At 63.7% G+C, this 15,830-nt stretch carries 16 protein-coding genes; 3 read left to right on the top strand and 13 right to left on the bottom strand.

The annotated features are described in order from the left end of the window. Positions 1 to 62: 62 nt before the first annotated feature. From ACVIGA_RS12925 to ACVIGA_RS12935, 3 genes are all read right to left on the bottom strand, one after another. The gene (locus tag ACVIGA_RS12925) at positions 63 to 1,793 is read right to left on the bottom strand and encodes a methanol/ethanol family PQQ-dependent dehydrogenase (protein ID WP_223977205.1); all 1,731 of its coding nucleotides are present in this window, start codon (positions 1,791 to 1,793) and stop codon (positions 63 to 65) included. A 60-nt stretch (positions 1,794 to 1,853) separates the two neighbouring features. Continuing rightward, the gene (locus ACVIGA_RS12930) at positions 1,854 to 2,501 is read right to left on the bottom strand and encodes a QcrA and Rieske domain-containing protein (protein ID WP_456666686.1); all 648 of its coding nucleotides are present in this window, start codon (positions 2,499 to 2,501) and stop codon (positions 1,854 to 1,856) included. A gap of 126 nt (positions 2,502 to 2,627) precedes the next feature. After that, positions 2,628 to 2,963: a hypothetical protein gene (locus ACVIGA_RS12935; RefSeq protein WP_223977202.1), complete on the bottom strand. Its 336-nt coding sequence runs from the start codon at positions 2,961 to 2,963 to the stop codon at positions 2,628 to 2,630. Between the two features lie 65 nt (positions 2,964 to 3,028). Between ACVIGA_RS12935 and ACVIGA_RS12940 the strand changes: the two genes are divergently transcribed. Further along, positions 3,029 to 4,009, top strand: coding sequence for an RluA family pseudouridine synthase (locus tag ACVIGA_RS12940; RefSeq protein WP_456670796.1), 981 nt, complete (start codon positions 3,029 to 3,031; stop codon positions 4,007 to 4,009). Positions 4,010 to 4,226: 217 nt separating this feature from the next. Beyond that, a complete protein-coding gene (rpoH, locus tag ACVIGA_RS12945; RefSeq protein ID WP_021077401.1) occupies positions 4,227 to 5,123 on the top strand; it encodes an RNA polymerase sigma factor RpoH in 897 nt (298 codons plus the stop codon). 560 nt (positions 5,124 to 5,683) lie between these two features. Here the strand turns inward: rpoH and ACVIGA_RS12950 are convergent. From ACVIGA_RS12950 to ACVIGA_RS12990, 9 genes are all read right to left on the bottom strand, one after another. Beyond that, the gene (locus ACVIGA_RS12950; protein ID WP_456666687.1) at positions 5,684 to 6,106 is read right to left on the bottom strand and encodes a CarD family transcriptional regulator; all 423 of its coding nucleotides are present in this window, start codon (positions 6,104 to 6,106) and stop codon (positions 5,684 to 5,686) included. A gap of 533 nt (positions 6,107 to 6,639) precedes the next feature. Beyond that, positions 6,640 to 7,158, bottom strand: a complete 519-nt coding sequence (locus tag ACVIGA_RS12955) for a hypothetical protein (protein WP_456666688.1) — start codon at positions 7,156 to 7,158, stop codon at positions 6,640 to 6,642. Positions 7,159 to 7,367: 209 nt separating this feature from the next. After that, positions 7,368 to 7,823 (bottom strand): hypothetical protein, encoded by a 456-nt coding sequence (locus tag ACVIGA_RS12960; RefSeq protein WP_456666689.1) that lies wholly within the window; start codon positions 7,821 to 7,823, stop codon positions 7,368 to 7,370. Between the two features lie 134 nt (positions 7,824 to 7,957). Further along, positions 7,958 to 8,743 (bottom strand): L,D-transpeptidase, encoded by a 786-nt coding sequence (locus ACVIGA_RS12965; RefSeq protein ID WP_456666690.1) that lies wholly within the window; start codon positions 8,741 to 8,743, stop codon positions 7,958 to 7,960. Positions 8,744 to 8,967: 224 nt separating this feature from the next. After that, complete coding sequence (locus ACVIGA_RS12970; RefSeq protein WP_456666691.1) at positions 8,968 to 9,585, bottom strand: peptidoglycan recognition protein family protein; 618 nt, start codon at positions 9,583 to 9,585, stop codon at positions 8,968 to 8,970. Positions 9,586 to 9,617: 32 nt separating this feature from the next. Further along, the gene (locus ACVIGA_RS12975; protein ID WP_456666692.1) at positions 9,618 to 10,832 is read right to left on the bottom strand and encodes a GGDEF domain-containing protein; all 1,215 of its coding nucleotides are present in this window, start codon (positions 10,830 to 10,832) and stop codon (positions 9,618 to 9,620) included. 641 nt (positions 10,833 to 11,473) lie between these two features. Further along, positions 11,474 to 12,085 carry a LysE family translocator gene (locus ACVIGA_RS12980; RefSeq protein WP_097671519.1) on the bottom strand — a complete coding sequence of 204 codons (612 nt, stop codon included), beginning with the start codon at positions 12,083 to 12,085 and terminating at the stop codon, positions 11,474 to 11,476. 37 nt (positions 12,086 to 12,122) lie between these two features. After that, positions 12,123 to 13,016, bottom strand: a complete 894-nt coding sequence (locus ACVIGA_RS12985) for a dienelactone hydrolase family protein (RefSeq protein WP_456666693.1) — start codon at positions 13,014 to 13,016, stop codon at positions 12,123 to 12,125. Positions 13,017 to 13,115: 99 nt separating this feature from the next. Further along, complete coding sequence (locus ACVIGA_RS12990) at positions 13,116 to 13,517, bottom strand: response regulator (protein ID WP_223977186.1); 402 nt, start codon at positions 13,515 to 13,517, stop codon at positions 13,116 to 13,118. A gap of 157 nt (positions 13,518 to 13,674) precedes the next feature. On the opposite strand from ACVIGA_RS12990, the gene ACVIGA_RS12995 reads away from it, so the two are divergent. Next, positions 13,675 to 14,541: an SDR family NAD(P)-dependent oxidoreductase gene (locus ACVIGA_RS12995; RefSeq protein WP_456666694.1), complete on the top strand. Its 867-nt coding sequence runs from the start codon at positions 13,675 to 13,677 to the stop codon at positions 14,539 to 14,541. A 280-nt stretch (positions 14,542 to 14,821) separates the two neighbouring features. Here ACVIGA_RS12995 and ACVIGA_RS13000 read toward each other — a convergent pair whose 3' ends face one another. Beyond that, a complete protein-coding gene (locus ACVIGA_RS13000; protein ID WP_456666695.1) occupies positions 14,822 to 15,667 on the bottom strand; it encodes an FRG domain-containing protein in 846 nt (281 codons plus the stop codon). Between the last annotated feature and the right edge of the window lie 163 nt (positions 15,668 to 15,830).

A 15,830-nucleotide genomic window follows, 5' to 3' on the forward strand; every position in this document is an offset into this window, starting at 1 on the left:
GGTGAGAAGCGTTTCCTGAAGCTTCGGTTCTGAATCAACAGAACCGAAGCTTTGGTTGCGCCTTACTTCTTGTCGAGCGCGAACACCCAGATCACGCCGCCTTGCGGGACGTTGTTCTCGAAGCCCGCGACCTTGCCGGCCAGCGCGTCCTGGATGCGCTGCGCGTCGACGCCCCAGCCCGACTGGACCGCGATGTATTGCGTGCCATCGACCTCATAGGACATCGGCATCGCCATGATGCCGGAGTTGGTCTTCTGCTCCCACAACAGCTCACCGGTCTTGGCGTTGAAGATGCGGAAGGCGCGGTCGTTGGTGCCGCCGGCGAGAACGAGATCGCCCGCAGTGGCCGTCACCGCACCGAACAGCTGCGACGTCTTGTAGTCGTGTTGCCAGACCTTCTTGCCGGTCGCCGGATCCCACGCCTGCAACTCACCGAAATGATCGGCATTGGGTGCGGGCGTTAGTCCGATGTCCTCCGGCTTGGTACCGAGCCAGAGCTGGCCGGGAACCAGCGGCTGCTTCTCGCCGGTAAAGCCGCCGCAGAAGTTTTCGTTGGCGGGAACGTAGACGAGCTTGGTGTTCGGGCTATAGGCCGCCGACGGCCAGTCCTTGCCGCCCCACAGCGACGGGCAGAACTCGACCCGCTTGCCGAGCACGGGCTTGTGGTCGGGATCGAGGATCGGCCGGCCGGTCTCGGCCTCGATGCCCTTCCAGACATTGGTCTTCACGAACGGCCAGCCGGCGACATAGTTGATCTTGTCCGGCTTGCGCTCCAGCACCCAGAAGATCGCATCGCGCCCCGGATGAACCAGGCTCTTGAACGACTTTCCGTCGCGCTGCATGTCGATCAGCATCGGCGCATCGACCTCGTCCCAGTCCCAGGAATCGTTCTGGTGATACTGGAAGTGTGTCTTGATCTTGCCGCTGTCGGGATCGAGCGCGATCACCGAGCTGGTGTAGAGATTGTCGCCGGCATGCATCGAGCCGGGCCACGGCGCGGCGTTGCCGACGCCCCAATAGACCGTCTTGGTGTCCTTGTCGTAGGTGCCGGTCATCCAGGCCGATCCGCCGCCCGACTTCCAGTCGTCGCCGCTCCAGGTCTCGTGACCGGGCTCGCCTTCACCGGGGATGGTGAAGGTGCGCCAGAGCTCCTTGCCGCTATTGGCGTCGTAGGCGACGACATAGCCGCGCACGCCGAACTCACCGCCGGAGCCGCCGACGATCACCTTGCCGTCGACCACCAGCGGCATCAGCGTCAGATACTGTCCCTTCTTGTAGTCCTGGACCTTGGTGTCCCAGACCACCTTGCCGGTCTTGGCGTCGAGCGCGACGACGTGATCGTCGGTGGTGGCGAGATAGAGCTTGTCCTCCCACAGGCCGACGCCGCGGCTGGTCGGATGCAGCTGGAACAGGTCGTCGGGAAGCTGCCGCTTGTAGCGCCAGTACTCGTCGCCAGTCTTGGCGTTGAGCGCGATCACCTGCCCCATCGGGGTCGCGACGAACATCACGCCGTTGTTGACGATCGGCGGCGCCTCATGGCCTTCGATGACGCCGGTCGAGAAGGTCCAGGCCGGCTTGAGGTCCTTGACGTTGGATGTGTTGATCTGGTTGAGCGGACTGAAACCCTGTCCGTCATAGGTCCGGCGATAGAGCATCCAGTTGCCGGGTTCGGGATTTTCGAGACGCGCAGAGGTGACGGAACTGTAGTTTTCGATCGGCCCTGCGACGGCGTAGGTCGAAATGAGGCACGTGAATGCGACACAACTCGACAGTAACCACTGCTTGCTTGTCATGAGATGCTACCTCCCTGCTCTGTTTTGTTTTTTAGGTCGTGCAGAAATCCCGATGCGGCCTCATCCTCCCTGCTGAGCACCCACCTTTCCGACGAATGGCGCTGCGACCGTGATCGCGCCGTCGGCAACCGTCAGCGGCAAGGCCGCGAGGCGACGTGGCGCCGGCCCGAACACGACCTGCGCATTCTGCCGCGGATCGTATTCGGAGTTGTGACAGAGGCATTTCAGAACGTTCTTGTCGCCCTGATCTTGCTTCAACCAGGCGGTGATCGGACATCCGGCATGCGTGCAGATGACCGAGTAGCAGACGATGCCGTCAGGTGCGCGGGCGCGCGTGGCATCGTCGAGTTCGCCCGGATCGAGCTTGACGAGCACGACCTCGTTGAGCCGCGAACCCTTGCGGACGACGGAACTCTTCGGATCCTGCGGCCAAGCGCGAATGGGCGGTCCGCCGAGCTTCAGATCATCCGACTTGATGACCTGGCCGGCCTTGTCGCCTTCGGCGCGGACCAGCACGTCGGCCTTTTGTGGTCGCTCACTGGCACCGGGCTGATCTTCATCGTCGGCGGCCGCGGGCTCGATCGCGGCGAGACAGGCGCAGCCCGCCAGTGCCGTCAGGAGCGCGCGACGCGTCGGGTCCGCGTACGAACCCGATGCATCGGATTCAACTCTCTGTTCGCTGGAAGCGCTGGGGTTGGACTCCGACATGGCGCAAGCTGAGCGTGCAACTCAGCCGAAAAGATGGCGGCACGCCTTCTCGATGCGCGAACGCATGCGCAAAAAACATGCTGCAGCTTTTGGTTGATCGACTGCGCCGCTTCGCGACTGCTGCGATCAGGGCTCGTTGACGAACGTCAGCCTGCCGACAGGTTTCAGTGTCTTTGCATCAAATGTGCGGATCTCTGTTGCACCGCCTATATCAAGCGTGAGCACCAGCCGTTCACCGGCGACGCCGGTTGCGACGATACGGGCGCCCTTCGGCAGCGCAGCAGTGACGTCGGATACGGAAACGGGGCTTCCCTCGCTGCGATAAAGGCGGTAGCCGATGGCAATCAACACGACGGCCACGGCCAATGCCGAGGTCAGGCCCGCGATCAGCATCATGCGCCGCACCCGCGCGATCAGCGCGGCCTGGTCGGGGGTCGGTTCGGTCACAGCGGTGTCGGTCATCACAAGGCTCTATATCTTTGCAACAGGTCGATTTGAATCAGGTTTCTTCGAATGGCGGTCGGAAGCTGGAGGTCATCGTCGCGGGCGACGAGGGCTCGGCCCGGCTTGACCGCGTGCTCGCTCAGCGCACTCCGGAGCTGTCGCGGTCCCGGCTGAAGGCGCTGATCCTCGCCGGTTCCGTGACCGTCAAGGACGCCGTCGTCCGCGACCCCGCTTATCATGTCGCCAACGGCGATACGATCATAATCGACGTGCCGGAGGCCGTGCCCGCCGAGCCTCAAGGCGAGGACATCGCGCTCGATATCGTGTTCGAGGACGACGATATCATCGTCATCAACAAGCCCAGGGGGCTTGTGGTGCATCCCGCGGCCGGCCACGCCACGGGAACGCTGGTCAACGCGCTGATCGCGCATTGCGGCTCCAGCCTGTCGGGCATCGGCGGGGTCAAGCGGCCGGGCATCGTGCACCGCCTCGACAAGGACACCACGGGACTGATGGTGATTGCCAAGAACGACCAGGCCCATCAGTCGCTGACCGCGCAATTCGCCGACCACGGCCGCACCGGGGCGATGGAGCGCGGCTACATGGCGTTCGCCTGGGGCGTGCCGAACCGGCCGCATGGCACGATCGACGCGCCGATCGACCGCCACCCGCATGCCCGCGAGAAAATGGCCGTGCGCCAGGGCGGCCGCGAGGCGGTCACCCATTTCGATGTGCGCGAGAGCTTTGCCGGCCGCGACGGCAAGCCGGTCGCCTCGCTGTTGGCCTGCCGGCTCGAGACCGGGCGGACCCATCAGATCCGGGTGCACCTCGCCCATCTCGGCCATCCCCTGATGGGCGACAGCGTTTATGGCGCGCACTTCAAGACCAAGGCCGGACAGCTTGGTCCGGAAGGTAAGCACGCACTTACCGCCCTCGACCGCCAGGCCCTGCACGCCTATCTGCTGGCTTTGGAACACCCCCGCACCGGGGAACTTTTACACTGGGAGTCGGCTTTGCCGGAGGATTTGCTTCTCCTGCAGCGGGCGCTGGCAGCGGCGGTATGACGCACCCCTCCCGGAAAAGCTCCGTTATGACAACAGGTTATACCTGCCACACGGGGACGTGACGTCAGCAATCCTTCCCTATCACGGACAGTTTGGTGTATGTTGCACCTGCGTTGAATATCCAACGCGGAACATCGCAGCATGGCCGGCTTTAACCCAGCGGCCACCTGCCGGGCCCGCCGCTATCGGGGGCCTGAACCACTGGAGGGCGCAAGTAATGGCCCGTACAGCTACGTTGCCGGTCCTCAATGGAGAATCCGGCCTTTCACGTTACCTCGCCGAGATCCGCAAGTTCCCCATGCTGGAGCCCCAGCAGGAGTACATGCTGGCCAAGCGTTGGCGCGAGCATGACGATCGCGACGCGGCGCATAAGCTTGTCACCAGCCATCTCAGGCTCGTGGCCAAGATTGCCATGGGCTATCGCGGCTACGGCTTGCCGATCTCCGAGGTCGTCTCGGAAGGCAATGTCGGCCTGATGCAGGCGGTGAAGCGATTCGAGCCCGAGAAGGGCTTCCGTCTCGCCACATACGCCATGTGGTGGATCAAGGCGTCAATACAAGAGTACATTCTGCGTTCCTGGTCGCTCGTGAAGATGGGCACCACCGCGAACCAGAAGAAGCTGTTCTTCAACCTGCGCAAGGCGAAGAGCAAGATCTCCGCGCTGGAAGAGGGTGATCTCCACCCCGACCAGGTGAAGCTGATTGCCAAGCGCCTCGGCGTGACCGATCAGGACGTGGTCGACATGAACCGCCGCCTCGGCGGTGACGCGTCGCTCAACGCCCCGATCCGCGACGACGGCGAAGCCGGCGAATGGCAGGACTGGCTGGTCGACAACTCGCCCAACGCCGAAGCCTTGATGGCCGAGAGCGAGGAATTCGATCATCGCCGCCAGGCCCTGAACGGTGCGATCGGCGTGCTCAACCCGCGCGAACGGCGCATCTTCGAGGCGCGGCGTCTGGCCGATGAGCCGATGACGCTGGAAGACCTCGCCGCCGAGTTCGGCGTGTCGCGCGAGCGCGTGCGGCAGATCGAGGTCCGCGCGTTCGAGAAGGTGCAGTCGGCCGTCAAGGGCACGATCGCCCGGCAGGAAGCTGCACTCGAAGCCGCGCACTGATCGCGCGGCGGCAAGCCAACAGACACGAAAGCCGGCGGCAACGCCGGCTTTTTTGTTTTTGTCTGGTCGATGGATGGCGCGCAGCGATACCCATCATCATCCTGCCGCGCTCCTGGCCACGTCGGCTAGGGGGCAAATGCTGACATGCAGGTGGTGCCGGCGCGCTGGCGCTTCAAAGGCAGCACTGGTCGCGTCTCACGATCGCCCCGCTACCCCTTCTGGGTAAGCAACGTTTTCAGGACAACGCAGTTTTCTATTCGTCAGGATTTTGCACTTTACATCCTGGGGCTAGAGGCAACGCTGCCCGCGTGTATTTTAAGCGGGCGGCGTTGTGCCCTGGTCGTAACCGGTGTGCGGCAAGATGGACCCGGCCGAGACAAGGCTCGACAAGTGAGAAGCGATCAGCATCGCGAAGCTTGTCTCCTATGAGGAGCGCGTGAATGCCGGAAGTATCGCTGAGCCATGAGCCGGCCGGCCGCTAAGCTCCAGCGCACTCCCAAGCCCCGGCGGAGCGTCTCGCTGAAGATTCGCCGGAAGCGTCCCGATCTCCAGAGACTGCTCTAAGCGCCTCGCCTTGCCGTAGTCGTCATCAGACTTTCAAGCCCTCTGGCGGCCTCTTCTTCGGTGACGCCGTCGACAACGGCAACCTCTCCCGAAAGGCGCTCGAGCGCAGCCGTATAGAGCTGTCGTTCGCTGTAGCTTTGGCTGGAATTGAACTCCGGCCGATAGAGATCGCGCATCGCCTCTGCGATCGCGAGAATATCTCCCGACTTGATCTTGCTCTCATATTCCTGAGCAAGCCGGGACCAATTACCGCGCGCTCTGCGAGGCGGTTGACTCAGGATACTTCGCGCTTGCTGAATGGCCGCCGGATCGGAAAGCTCACGCATCCCGACGCTTGCCGCCTTTCTTGTAGGAACTCGCAGCGTCATTTTGCTTTTCGCGAAATAGACGACAAAGAACTCAAGCTGAGCTCCTGCCACCGCCTGTTCCTCGATCGCGACAATCTGCCCGACGCCGTGAGCCGCGGTAGACGATCAAATCAGTTGCCTTGAATCCAAAGCGCGTCTCGATGCAACGGCTCCCACTCGTTTGATCGACGGAGGGTACCGGTATGGAATGCGCTGGATTTGAACGATTGGATTGCGATTGACCGCTAAAATTCATTTCGCGATTTACCCCGCAGCTCGAGGAATTGGCTCCACCGCCATTTCCCGCTGTGATCAATCAGTACGTCAGAACCAAAATGCTCGACTCAAAATCACTAATTGCAGTCCCTCACTAATAGGCCGCGAGCGAGAGCGCCGCCACGAGAAATGCGATCAGCTGACATTCCCTTCGATAGCTGTGGTTTCCTGGCAACTTGTTCCCTATCGAGGATCAACGGAGTTCGTTTGGGTCAAAAGGCGATGCCCGGTGGCAGCTTCAGAAATCTGCTGCGGGCGATAGTTCTTGCGCCGCAAGACTTCCAGAAAAATGAAGGGCCAATCAAAACGTCCGCCCGGAGTGTCACCTGTTACTTACAGCCGCGGCAAATCGTAAGCTTGCTCTTTAGCTTGTCATCGTCGCCGGGATCGACCGATTGGTGGTCAGAGACACGATCAGCTTCCTGATCGGGCGCGGGATGCTTCGCCCGGTGCGACTTGACGGGTCGCGTCGGCCGGCTTGACGTGTCGTCCTCGATGCCGACGCTAAAGCCATCGTAATCGGTGACAGGTCTGGCCGACGGCCGCGACCTGTCGATCACTTGAGCCTGCGAAACGCTGTCGGGCTCTAACGGCGTGCGCTCGACGGTAGCAGATCGTGGGGCAGTCGGGCGTGGCGGCAAATCTTTAGCGGCACGGGGCGCCGAATTCTTAGCGGTCGCCGGCGATGGCCAGACGCTGTTGGTTGCGGCCGTGGATGCCGTTGCCTCATTCGACGGCGGCGGCGCAATCGAAAGCGGAGGAGAAAGCGAGGTCTGACATCGCGCGCCGTCTTGTGACCAAACTCCCGCCGCCAACAAACCGAGGGCAAACAGTGTTGCGTTCTTCATAACCCGTCCTGCAAATCATTTGGAATGAAAACATTGATCACGTGGCTCCGATCGCCACGCTTCGGCAAAAATTCCACATCTGACATGGCGTTCAAAATTGACGAAAGTGGGGAGCCGTGGACGGATACAGGCGTGCTTCGGCTCACCCTCACTGCTCGCCCAAGGCGCTCCTGGCCATGTCGGCCAAGGGCCGGAAGCAGCCGCTCTGCCTATCGGGTTGAGGGCGTCCCCTCGCTCGGTGGACACTCCCGATAGCCGAAGCGCTCGATCAGCACGCGACCTTCCAGCGTATGGAATGCATCGCTATCCATATGATGGCCTTCGAGCAGATAGCGCCGCAATCCTTCATTATACCGGGAAAGTAGCGCACGGCTCGCACGCGTATCGGGGCCGATGCGGTTTTCCGCAAGGTCGTGGCCAGCGTGAAACATCAGTTGAGCATCGCGCTGAACACAGACATTCCGGATGCCGAGGAACAGCGTGCAAGCTGATTTGCAAATCCCTTCGATGCGAAATTCGTCGCCGCTCGCGTTGTATTGACGGACGATCTTCAAGAAGTCCGGAATGTAACCACCGTCGGCAAACGGTACGGACGACCCTGCCGACCACGCAGGGGAAGCCAAAGCGTACAGTATCGCGGCGCAAATCCAAAACCATCGAAGCATCGAGCGCCCCCAAGTTCGATGACCACCCATAGCCTGATCGAATGCGACCGAGCAACGAATGTCGGCGTCGGGTCAAGGCCGCTCATGGCGACCGAACCGGGGGACTTGCGGTCCAACCCGGAGAGCCGAACGTTTCATTTTTCGGCCAGCATGGGGGCAGCTTGTGCCGGAAGCACGATGACTTTCGCGCCGACCTTCACCCGATCATAGAGGTCCATGACGTCGTCGTTGGTGAGCCGGATACAGCCGGACGACACCCGCTTCCCGATCGTGTCGGGCTTGTTGGTGCCGTGAATTCGATATTCGGTATCGCCCAGATACATCGCCCGGGCGCCGAGCGGATTGCCGGGACCGCCTGCCATGAACCGCGGCAGATAAGGCTGGCGCGAAATCATCTCTGCCGGCGGACGCCAGTCCGGCCATTCTGTCTTGCGGGCCACGGTCTGTTCACCGGACCATGTGAAACCTTCGCGGCCGACGCCGATGCCGTAGCGCATCGCCTGCCCGTCGTTCAGAACGAGATAAAGGAACGTGTTTCCGGTATCGATGACGACAGTGCCCGGCGTCTGGTGACTGGCGTAATCAACCACCTGCCGAACAAATCTTCCGGGAGCGTCAGCGGCTTTTGGTGTTTCGATCCGGCGCGCGGGCGCTGGGACCGGAATTGGAACCGGAGCTGGCGCTGGAGCCTGCACCGGCGCCGCAACGTGAACAGGAGTCGATGGTGCAGAAGCCGATGGGGTAGGACTGGATGGCGCCGGGACCTGATGCGCGGCTTGCTTCCGTACCGGTTGAACGCTCGCCGGCCGCCACAGCAGACCGTACCCCAATGCGACAGCCGCCACGGCGCCAATTGCTACTCTTCCCGCCACCGGTAGCGCGAGCGCTTCAGTCTTCTTACGTTTGGCCCGCTTTGCCATGTCTTTCCCCCGATCCCTGTGCTTCGAACAGGTACCCAGCAAATTTTAACAAGCTTCGAAGCGATTTCGCTCAGGCCGGAAATCGCCAAGCGTCGTTAACGCGAGCGCTTGTTCTGGAAAGGCTCAGCGAAAGCGGGGAACCCGGTACGCGGTGGCGTCAAGCCGGGCGATGACGACTATATGCTGGGCCGAGTGTCCTCGTCCAAGCATGACGACGACCCGCCCTACTCGCCCCACTCTCGCGCCATGGTCGCGAGCGCGCAGCCTTCGCAATAGCGGGCGTCCTTGAAGTCGATCCAGTTGTGCGCATAGACGTGGTCGAGCGGAATGCCGTAACGCGCGCGCAGCACCCTTACCAGCACCCGCCAGGCGGCGATCTGCGCGTCCGTCGGGCTCTTCGTGACATCCGGAAAATTGCCGGCGAACTCGACGCCGATCGAGGTGTCCTTGTTCACCTGCCGATAGGTCTTGCTGTTGTCGATGTACTTGTTGTCGTTGCGGTCGGCGCCGTCGGTGTGGGTCGGGACCAGATTGTCGGCGACCGCCCAATAGACCGTGCCGTCGGTCTCGACCCAGACCATCACGCCGCGGCGGGTCGGGTTCTTGTGCTGTTCGGCGGCGCCATTTCGCGCCGAGCCGGCCGGGCCTTCGGTCTGGTGCACGATGATGTTGCGCCAGGGATGCGATTTGGCCACGTCGCCCCAGGGCGACAGCCAGACCATCTTCAGACCGGGGATCTCGGGCGTGCCCTGCGATCGCGCGATGACAGCGAGATCGGGGCCTTCGGCTGCTACGGCGGAGGACAGGACGAGCGCAAGGAGTGCGGTGAGCAGGCGAGGCATCACGGAAATATCCATCGCCCCTCGTAGCATGCTCAGGCGCGCTGGCGCAGGCTCGCCTTCACCAGATGGACCATCTCGGGCGGCAGCTTCGGCTCATAGGTCGCATAGCCGTTCTTGCCGCCCTTCTTGGCATCGTAGAGCGCGTGGTCGGCGGCGGCGACCAGCCGGTCGGGATGCAGGCCGATCTCGCGGGTCCATTGCGCGATGCCGATCGAGACCGCGATCGGAATGTCGTTGCCGGTGCACTGCTCGGCGTCGGCGCGGCAGACCTCCAGCACGCGGCGGGCAATCATCGCGCCCTCGCGCAGCGTCGACGACGGCAGCACGATGCAGAACTCGTCGCCGCCGGTGCGGGCGAGCATGTCGCCCGGGCGGAGCCTTGTCTGCGCCATCAGCGTGAAGTGCTGCAGGCAGGCGTCGCCGGCGGCGTGGCCATGGGTGTCGTTGATGCCCTTGAAGCCGTCGAGGTCGATCACCAGCAGCGCGAAGGCTTCGCCGTTGCGGTCGGAGCGCGCGCATTCCTCGGTCAGCCGCTGCAGGAGATGGCGGCGGTTGCCGACGCCGGTGAGATCGTCGAGCAGCGCGAGGTCGGCGACCTCGTTGCGCAGCCGGTCGATCGCCATCAGCAGGAAGCCGAAATTGAGCGCCATCGACAGGAATACCATCAGCAGGATCACCAGCGACTGGCTCGCATTGAAGCGAACGAAGGTGAACTCGCCCGGCTCCAGCACGGCGCCGACGAGGCGCAGCGCGTAAATGCCGATCAGCACCAAGGCCACTATTCCGGCAAGCCGCGCGCCGGGGCTGACGCGGCCATTCTCGGGCGACAGCAACAGCTTCAGCGTCAGCGCAAGCGGCGTGACCTGGGCGATGGTGTAGACCAGGATGCGCATCGGCATGCTGTTGTAGGCAAAGATGAAGACGCCGAGGCCGACGAAAGCGAGTGCGGTGGACAGCGCAGTGCTGCGCCAGCCGACCGGCTTGCCGTAGAAGCGCTCGATGCCCATCGCGGCGAGGCCGGCGGCGAACACCATCAGCGTCCCCGCCGCGAGCAGCGGCAGCAGCGAGTCCGTCATCATCACGCGGAGCATCGCGCAGGCCGCGCCGGCGGACGCGACGAAGGCGGACGCGGTCCAGAACCGCGCCGCGCCGAAGGCCGGATAGCTGCGCGCGACATAGGCCCAGATCAGGCCGAGCGCGAGAAAATTGATAACGAATACCGTCCAAAGCGTCGGAACGCTCAACATCGCCCCTGTTCGAGGCCCGTATCGGCCTCGCCTCTTCTGAAATGACCGTCCGCCCCTTAAGGCGTTTTCTCCTAATGGCAATCCCCGTTGCCTTAGGGACAGGATGTGGCCGCGCCGCTTAACGGATTCTCACCCGCCTTGCGCCAATTCGAGCCGTGGTTTTGAATTGATGAAGATTCCCGAACCGGTCGTTTGCGCGTCGTTAAGCATGACGGTTGCGACGCCGCCGCGATGCGTGACACGCGCACACTGGCGAAAAACTGGCGAAAACACGTAACAGCTGTGGATAACACGATGACAGCGCGGTGACAGCACGCGGCAGCAGCCTCCGAATCTGCTGAGTTTGATACTGAGGATGTTGCGAGGCTGGCCCTCCGCCAAGCATGCCTCGGAGTCGCGTTCAATCCATGAAACCCTGAGAGGATACTATGGCTAAGAAAGCGAAGAAGGCGAAGAAGGCGAAGGCGAAAAAGGCCACCAAGAAGAAGGCCGCCAAGAAGTAACCAATTTTCTCGCCCGGGTAGCGGCTCCTGCCCTGCCCGGGCACCCGATCCGGACCACCACCCCAGGCAGGGACGCAAGGCAGCAGGCGCAAGGCCTGCTTTTTTATTGCCTGCCGCAAGCCGCGAGCGAATACGAGCTCAGCGCTCCGCGAAGGCGAGCTTGGCGCCGAGCAAGGCAAAGCCCGCGGCAAAGCTGCGCCGCAGCCAGGCCATCACCTTCGGCCGGGTGATGACGCGGTCACGCACTGAGGCCGCGAACAGTCCGTAGACCGCAAACACCGCAAAGGTCATCGCCATGAACACACAGCTGAGCTCGACCATCCGCGCCAGCGGATGGGGTTCGTCGACGGCGATGAACTGCGGCAGGAACGCCAGGAAGAAGATCGACAGCTTCGGATTGAGGATGTTGATCAGGATCGCGGTCACGATCACCCGCCCGCTCGAGCGCGGCTTGATCTCGGTGTCGACGGCGAGCGCGCCGCGCTCGCGCAGCGCCTGCCAGGCCATATAGAGCAGATAGACCACGCCGCCCCATTTCAGCGCCGCGAACGCCATGGCGCTGGTGTGCAGGATGGCGGCAAGGCCGAGCATCGCCGCGATCATCTGCGGCACGATCCCGAGCGTGCAGCCGAACGCCGCCGCCACGCTCGCGCGCGAGCCGCGGGTCAGCGCCACCGCCAGGGTGTAGAGCACGCCGGTGCCGGGCGAGGCGACCACGATCAGGGTGGTCAGCAGGAAGGACCAGGTCATTTGAAATCCTTAAAGGGGAGCACGTCATGGGGGCACATCATTCCAGATGCTGCTTCAGAAAGTCCAGCACGCGCGGAAATGCATCCTTGCGCGCGTCGGGATCAGTCCCGATCACGGGAATGACGCCGTCCGGCATCGTATAGGCCGGCAGTTCGGTACGCGGCAGGTTGGGCGCGTCGAAGGCATGCACCGCGCCGGGATAGCTCTTCAGCTCGACCGGATTGCCGCGCGCCTTGGCCGCCGCGATGAAGGCGTCGCACGGCTTGAATGGCGTCCAGACGTCGGCCTCGCCGATCAGCACCAGCAGCGGCACCCTGGTGGTCCAGCTGTTCGGCTCCACATTGGTGAACGGCCTCGACTGGTAGGTTTCGGCGCAGGCGCCGGGATAGAGCGATACCGCGACGGCGAAATCCTGCGCCAATGCCGCCGGCCGCCCGATGCTCTTGTCATTGATGGACAGCAGCGCCACTCCGCCGCCCTGCGACCAGCCCATCAGCGCAATCCGATCGGGCTTCACGAATGGCTGCGCCTGCAGATACTGCAGCGCGCCGTAAGCATCCTTCGGCCGCTGGCGCCACATCCGGGGGCGGTCGGGACCGCTCGAGCAGGTCTGGCCGAGGCCGCGCGGCGTCGCGCTGTCGACGATCAAGGTGACATAGCCCTGCACCGCCAGCGCCCGCGCCCAGGCGCGATACATCCCGAACACGCGGCCCTTCTTATCGTTGAGACCGGAGCAGCCGTGCATCAGCACCACCGCCGGCCGCGGCGCGGCGCCCTCGCGACGGTCGAGATGACCGATCAGGTCAGTCGTCCCGTCGAGCGAGGGGAAATTGACCAAGGTCTCCGCCGCGGCAGGCGCCGCGGCCGCAGCAGCCATTGCGGTCGCGAGCGTGAACCAGACCAGTCCGATGGCCGACCACGGGCGGGGCATAAGCCGCCAATATCACGTCCCTCCCCCAGGGCGGAAGCAGCCACCGGCCGCCCACCCTTCGGCCGCGCTGACAACTCCGTTACGAGGACCCTTGTTCTGTCAGGATCTGCGCGACCCGCCGCCCGATAGCTCCGACGCCTTCATCTCGGCGACCCGGATGACGTCCAGCGGCGCCCAGGGCTTGGACCAGAACAGGGCGCCGTCGGGCAGGCGCTGGCGCAGCGGCTTGCCCGAGGTCACGATCACATCGAGATCGGGGTTGTATTTCTTGGCGGCAAAGGCGAGCTCGATCCCGGTCATGCTCCCGGCCAACTCGACATCGGTCAGCATAAGCACGACAGTGTCGCCATTGCTCCGCAGCACCAGTTCTGCGGCCTCCGCGCTCTCGCAGGAGATGACCTCGAAGTCGCTCTCCTCCAGCAGCAATTCGATCATCTGGCGCTGCATGGGGTCGTCCTCGACAACCAGGGCCTTCGCACGACAGGGTCTCGATTGTCCCATGGCTGACCTCCCTTGGATTGAATGCCTCGGTTTCAGAGTGTGACGAGGGTCAAACACCTGGGCGCTGGATAGTTCGGTTCCAATCTGAGAAAAGTGGGGAAGCCCGCCGTGTTCCTCACGGCCCCCGCCACCCTTCGTTGAGATGGAGCTGACCCGTATGACCGCGATCTCTGGATCTGCCGCCGCCGTGACCGGAGCCGCCAGCGGCATCGGCCGCGCGCTCGCGCATGAACTGGCGCTGCGCGGCTGCGATCTCGCAATCGCCGACCGCGACGAGGCCGGCCTGCAGGCCACCGCCGCCGAGATCGCCAAGGTCAGCCCGCGCAAGGTCACGCTGCATCGCCTCGATGTCAGCGAGCCTGGCCAGATCGCGGCATTTGCCGAGGCCGCCGGCGCCGCCCATCCCGGGCTCAACATCGTCGTCAACAATGCCGGCGTGGCGCTGCTCGGCGAGTTCGGCGAGATCGAGCAGGCCCAGATGGAGTGGCTGTTCAACATCAATTTCTGGGGCGTGGTGCACGGCACCCGCGCCTTCCTGCCGCTGCTGTCGCGGCAGCGCGAGGCGCATATCGTCAACATCTCCTCGATCTTCGGCATCCTCGCCCCGCCCGGCCAGAGCGCCTATTGCGCAGCCAAGTTCGCGGTGCGCGGCTTCTCGGAAAGCCTGCGTCACGAGCTTGCGGTGGCGAACAGCCCGGTCAGGCTCTCCGTCGTGCATCCCGGCGGCGTCGCCACCAACATCGCGCGCAACTCGCGCTCTGGCACCGGCATCACCGACAATGCCCGCCGCGCCGAATCGATCGAGCGTTTCGACGCGCTGGCCAGGACCACGCCGACCGCAGTCGCACAGCGCATCATCGCCGGCATCGAGAAGAACCAGCCGCGCATCCTGATCGGCAAGGACGCCCGCTTCATGGACCTGCTGCAACGCTTCCGCCCGGGGACGTATTGGAAAGTGATGCAACGGATGATGGAGAAGACCGCAGCGCGGCGGCTGGCGCGCGAGGCGGCGAGGGCCGGTTGAATGGGTGACGTTGCCAGGTGAGGCGCCGTCCCTGCGAACGTCGTCAGACCCGTCATCCTGAGGTGCGAGCGGAGCGAGCCTCGAAGGATGCACGGCCCGACCGGTGGCCCGTCGACCCTTCGAGACGGCCGCTGCGCGGCCTCCTCAGGGTGACGGGTGAAACGATTACACGGCCATTACAACTTCGTCATTGCGAGCGAAGCGAAGCAATCCATGCTTCAGCACGGGGCGCGATTGCGACTGCAGCTAATCCGCCCCACGAAGCGCGCTGCGAAGCAGATCACCCCAGCTGCTTCTTCACCCCGAGCGCCAGCCGAAACAGTGGATCGCTTCGCTCGGACGGATAAAGCGCGCTCTTCGTCACCTGCGGAAAATTGTCGTTCTTCCAGAACGCCGCCGGCGCGAACGAGAATTTTGCGACCAGCCGCCTGCCGAAATCCATCTCGTACGGGAAATAGTTTTCCTTCTGCTCGGTGCCGGACATTTCAGGGTATTCGCCGAGTAGATAGCCCTCCTGGATGTGCGGCCGCACCGCCGCCGGCGGGCAGACGCTGGAGAGCCGCACGATCTGCAGGCCGGCCTCGGCGCTCGCGGTGATCGCGCCGCTGAGGTTCGGCACGCCGAGCACATAGAGAAAGGCGGTGCCGGTCTCTGCCAGCGATGCGAACGAGGCGGCGATCCGGATCGAATGGGTGACGTCGAGCAGCGGCGTGGTGCAGACCTCGTAATGCTGCAGGATCGACCAGCGCAGGATGCGATGCCGCTTCAGCCGCTCCAGCCCGAGCAGCTTGGCTTTCGCGTAGTCCGCAATCAGGATCTGCTCGGCGCGCGCCAGCGCCGCGAACCGCGACGCCAGCGTCTCGCGGTCCGGATTGCCGCGGCCGGCGCGGAACAGCGTCGGCTTCAGCGACGAGTTGCGCTTGACGTTCCTGAAGTCGGCGCCCTGGCCGCGAAACAGCAGCACATGGTCGCGGTTGAGGAATTGCAGTTCGGCGATCTTGGTCGCGAGCTCCAGATACGACCCGACGCGATGGCCAGGCCCCTCCCGCACCGCCGAGTTCTTCGCGACCTGGCATCCGCGGCGGTCGAAGAACGACCAGATTTTTTGGCTGCCGATGGTTTCCATTCCACACCCGTCATTCCGGGGCTCGCGAAGCGAGAGCCCGGAATCCATTTTTCAACACGTGATGCGGCCCGATGGATTCCGGGCTCGCGCTACGCGCGCCCCGGAATGACGGGGGATATGCGGCTCGAGATCCCGGGTTCGCGCCGAGGCGCGCCCCACGATG

It is taken from the genome of Bradyrhizobium sp. USDA 3240, from assembly GCF_054063295.1.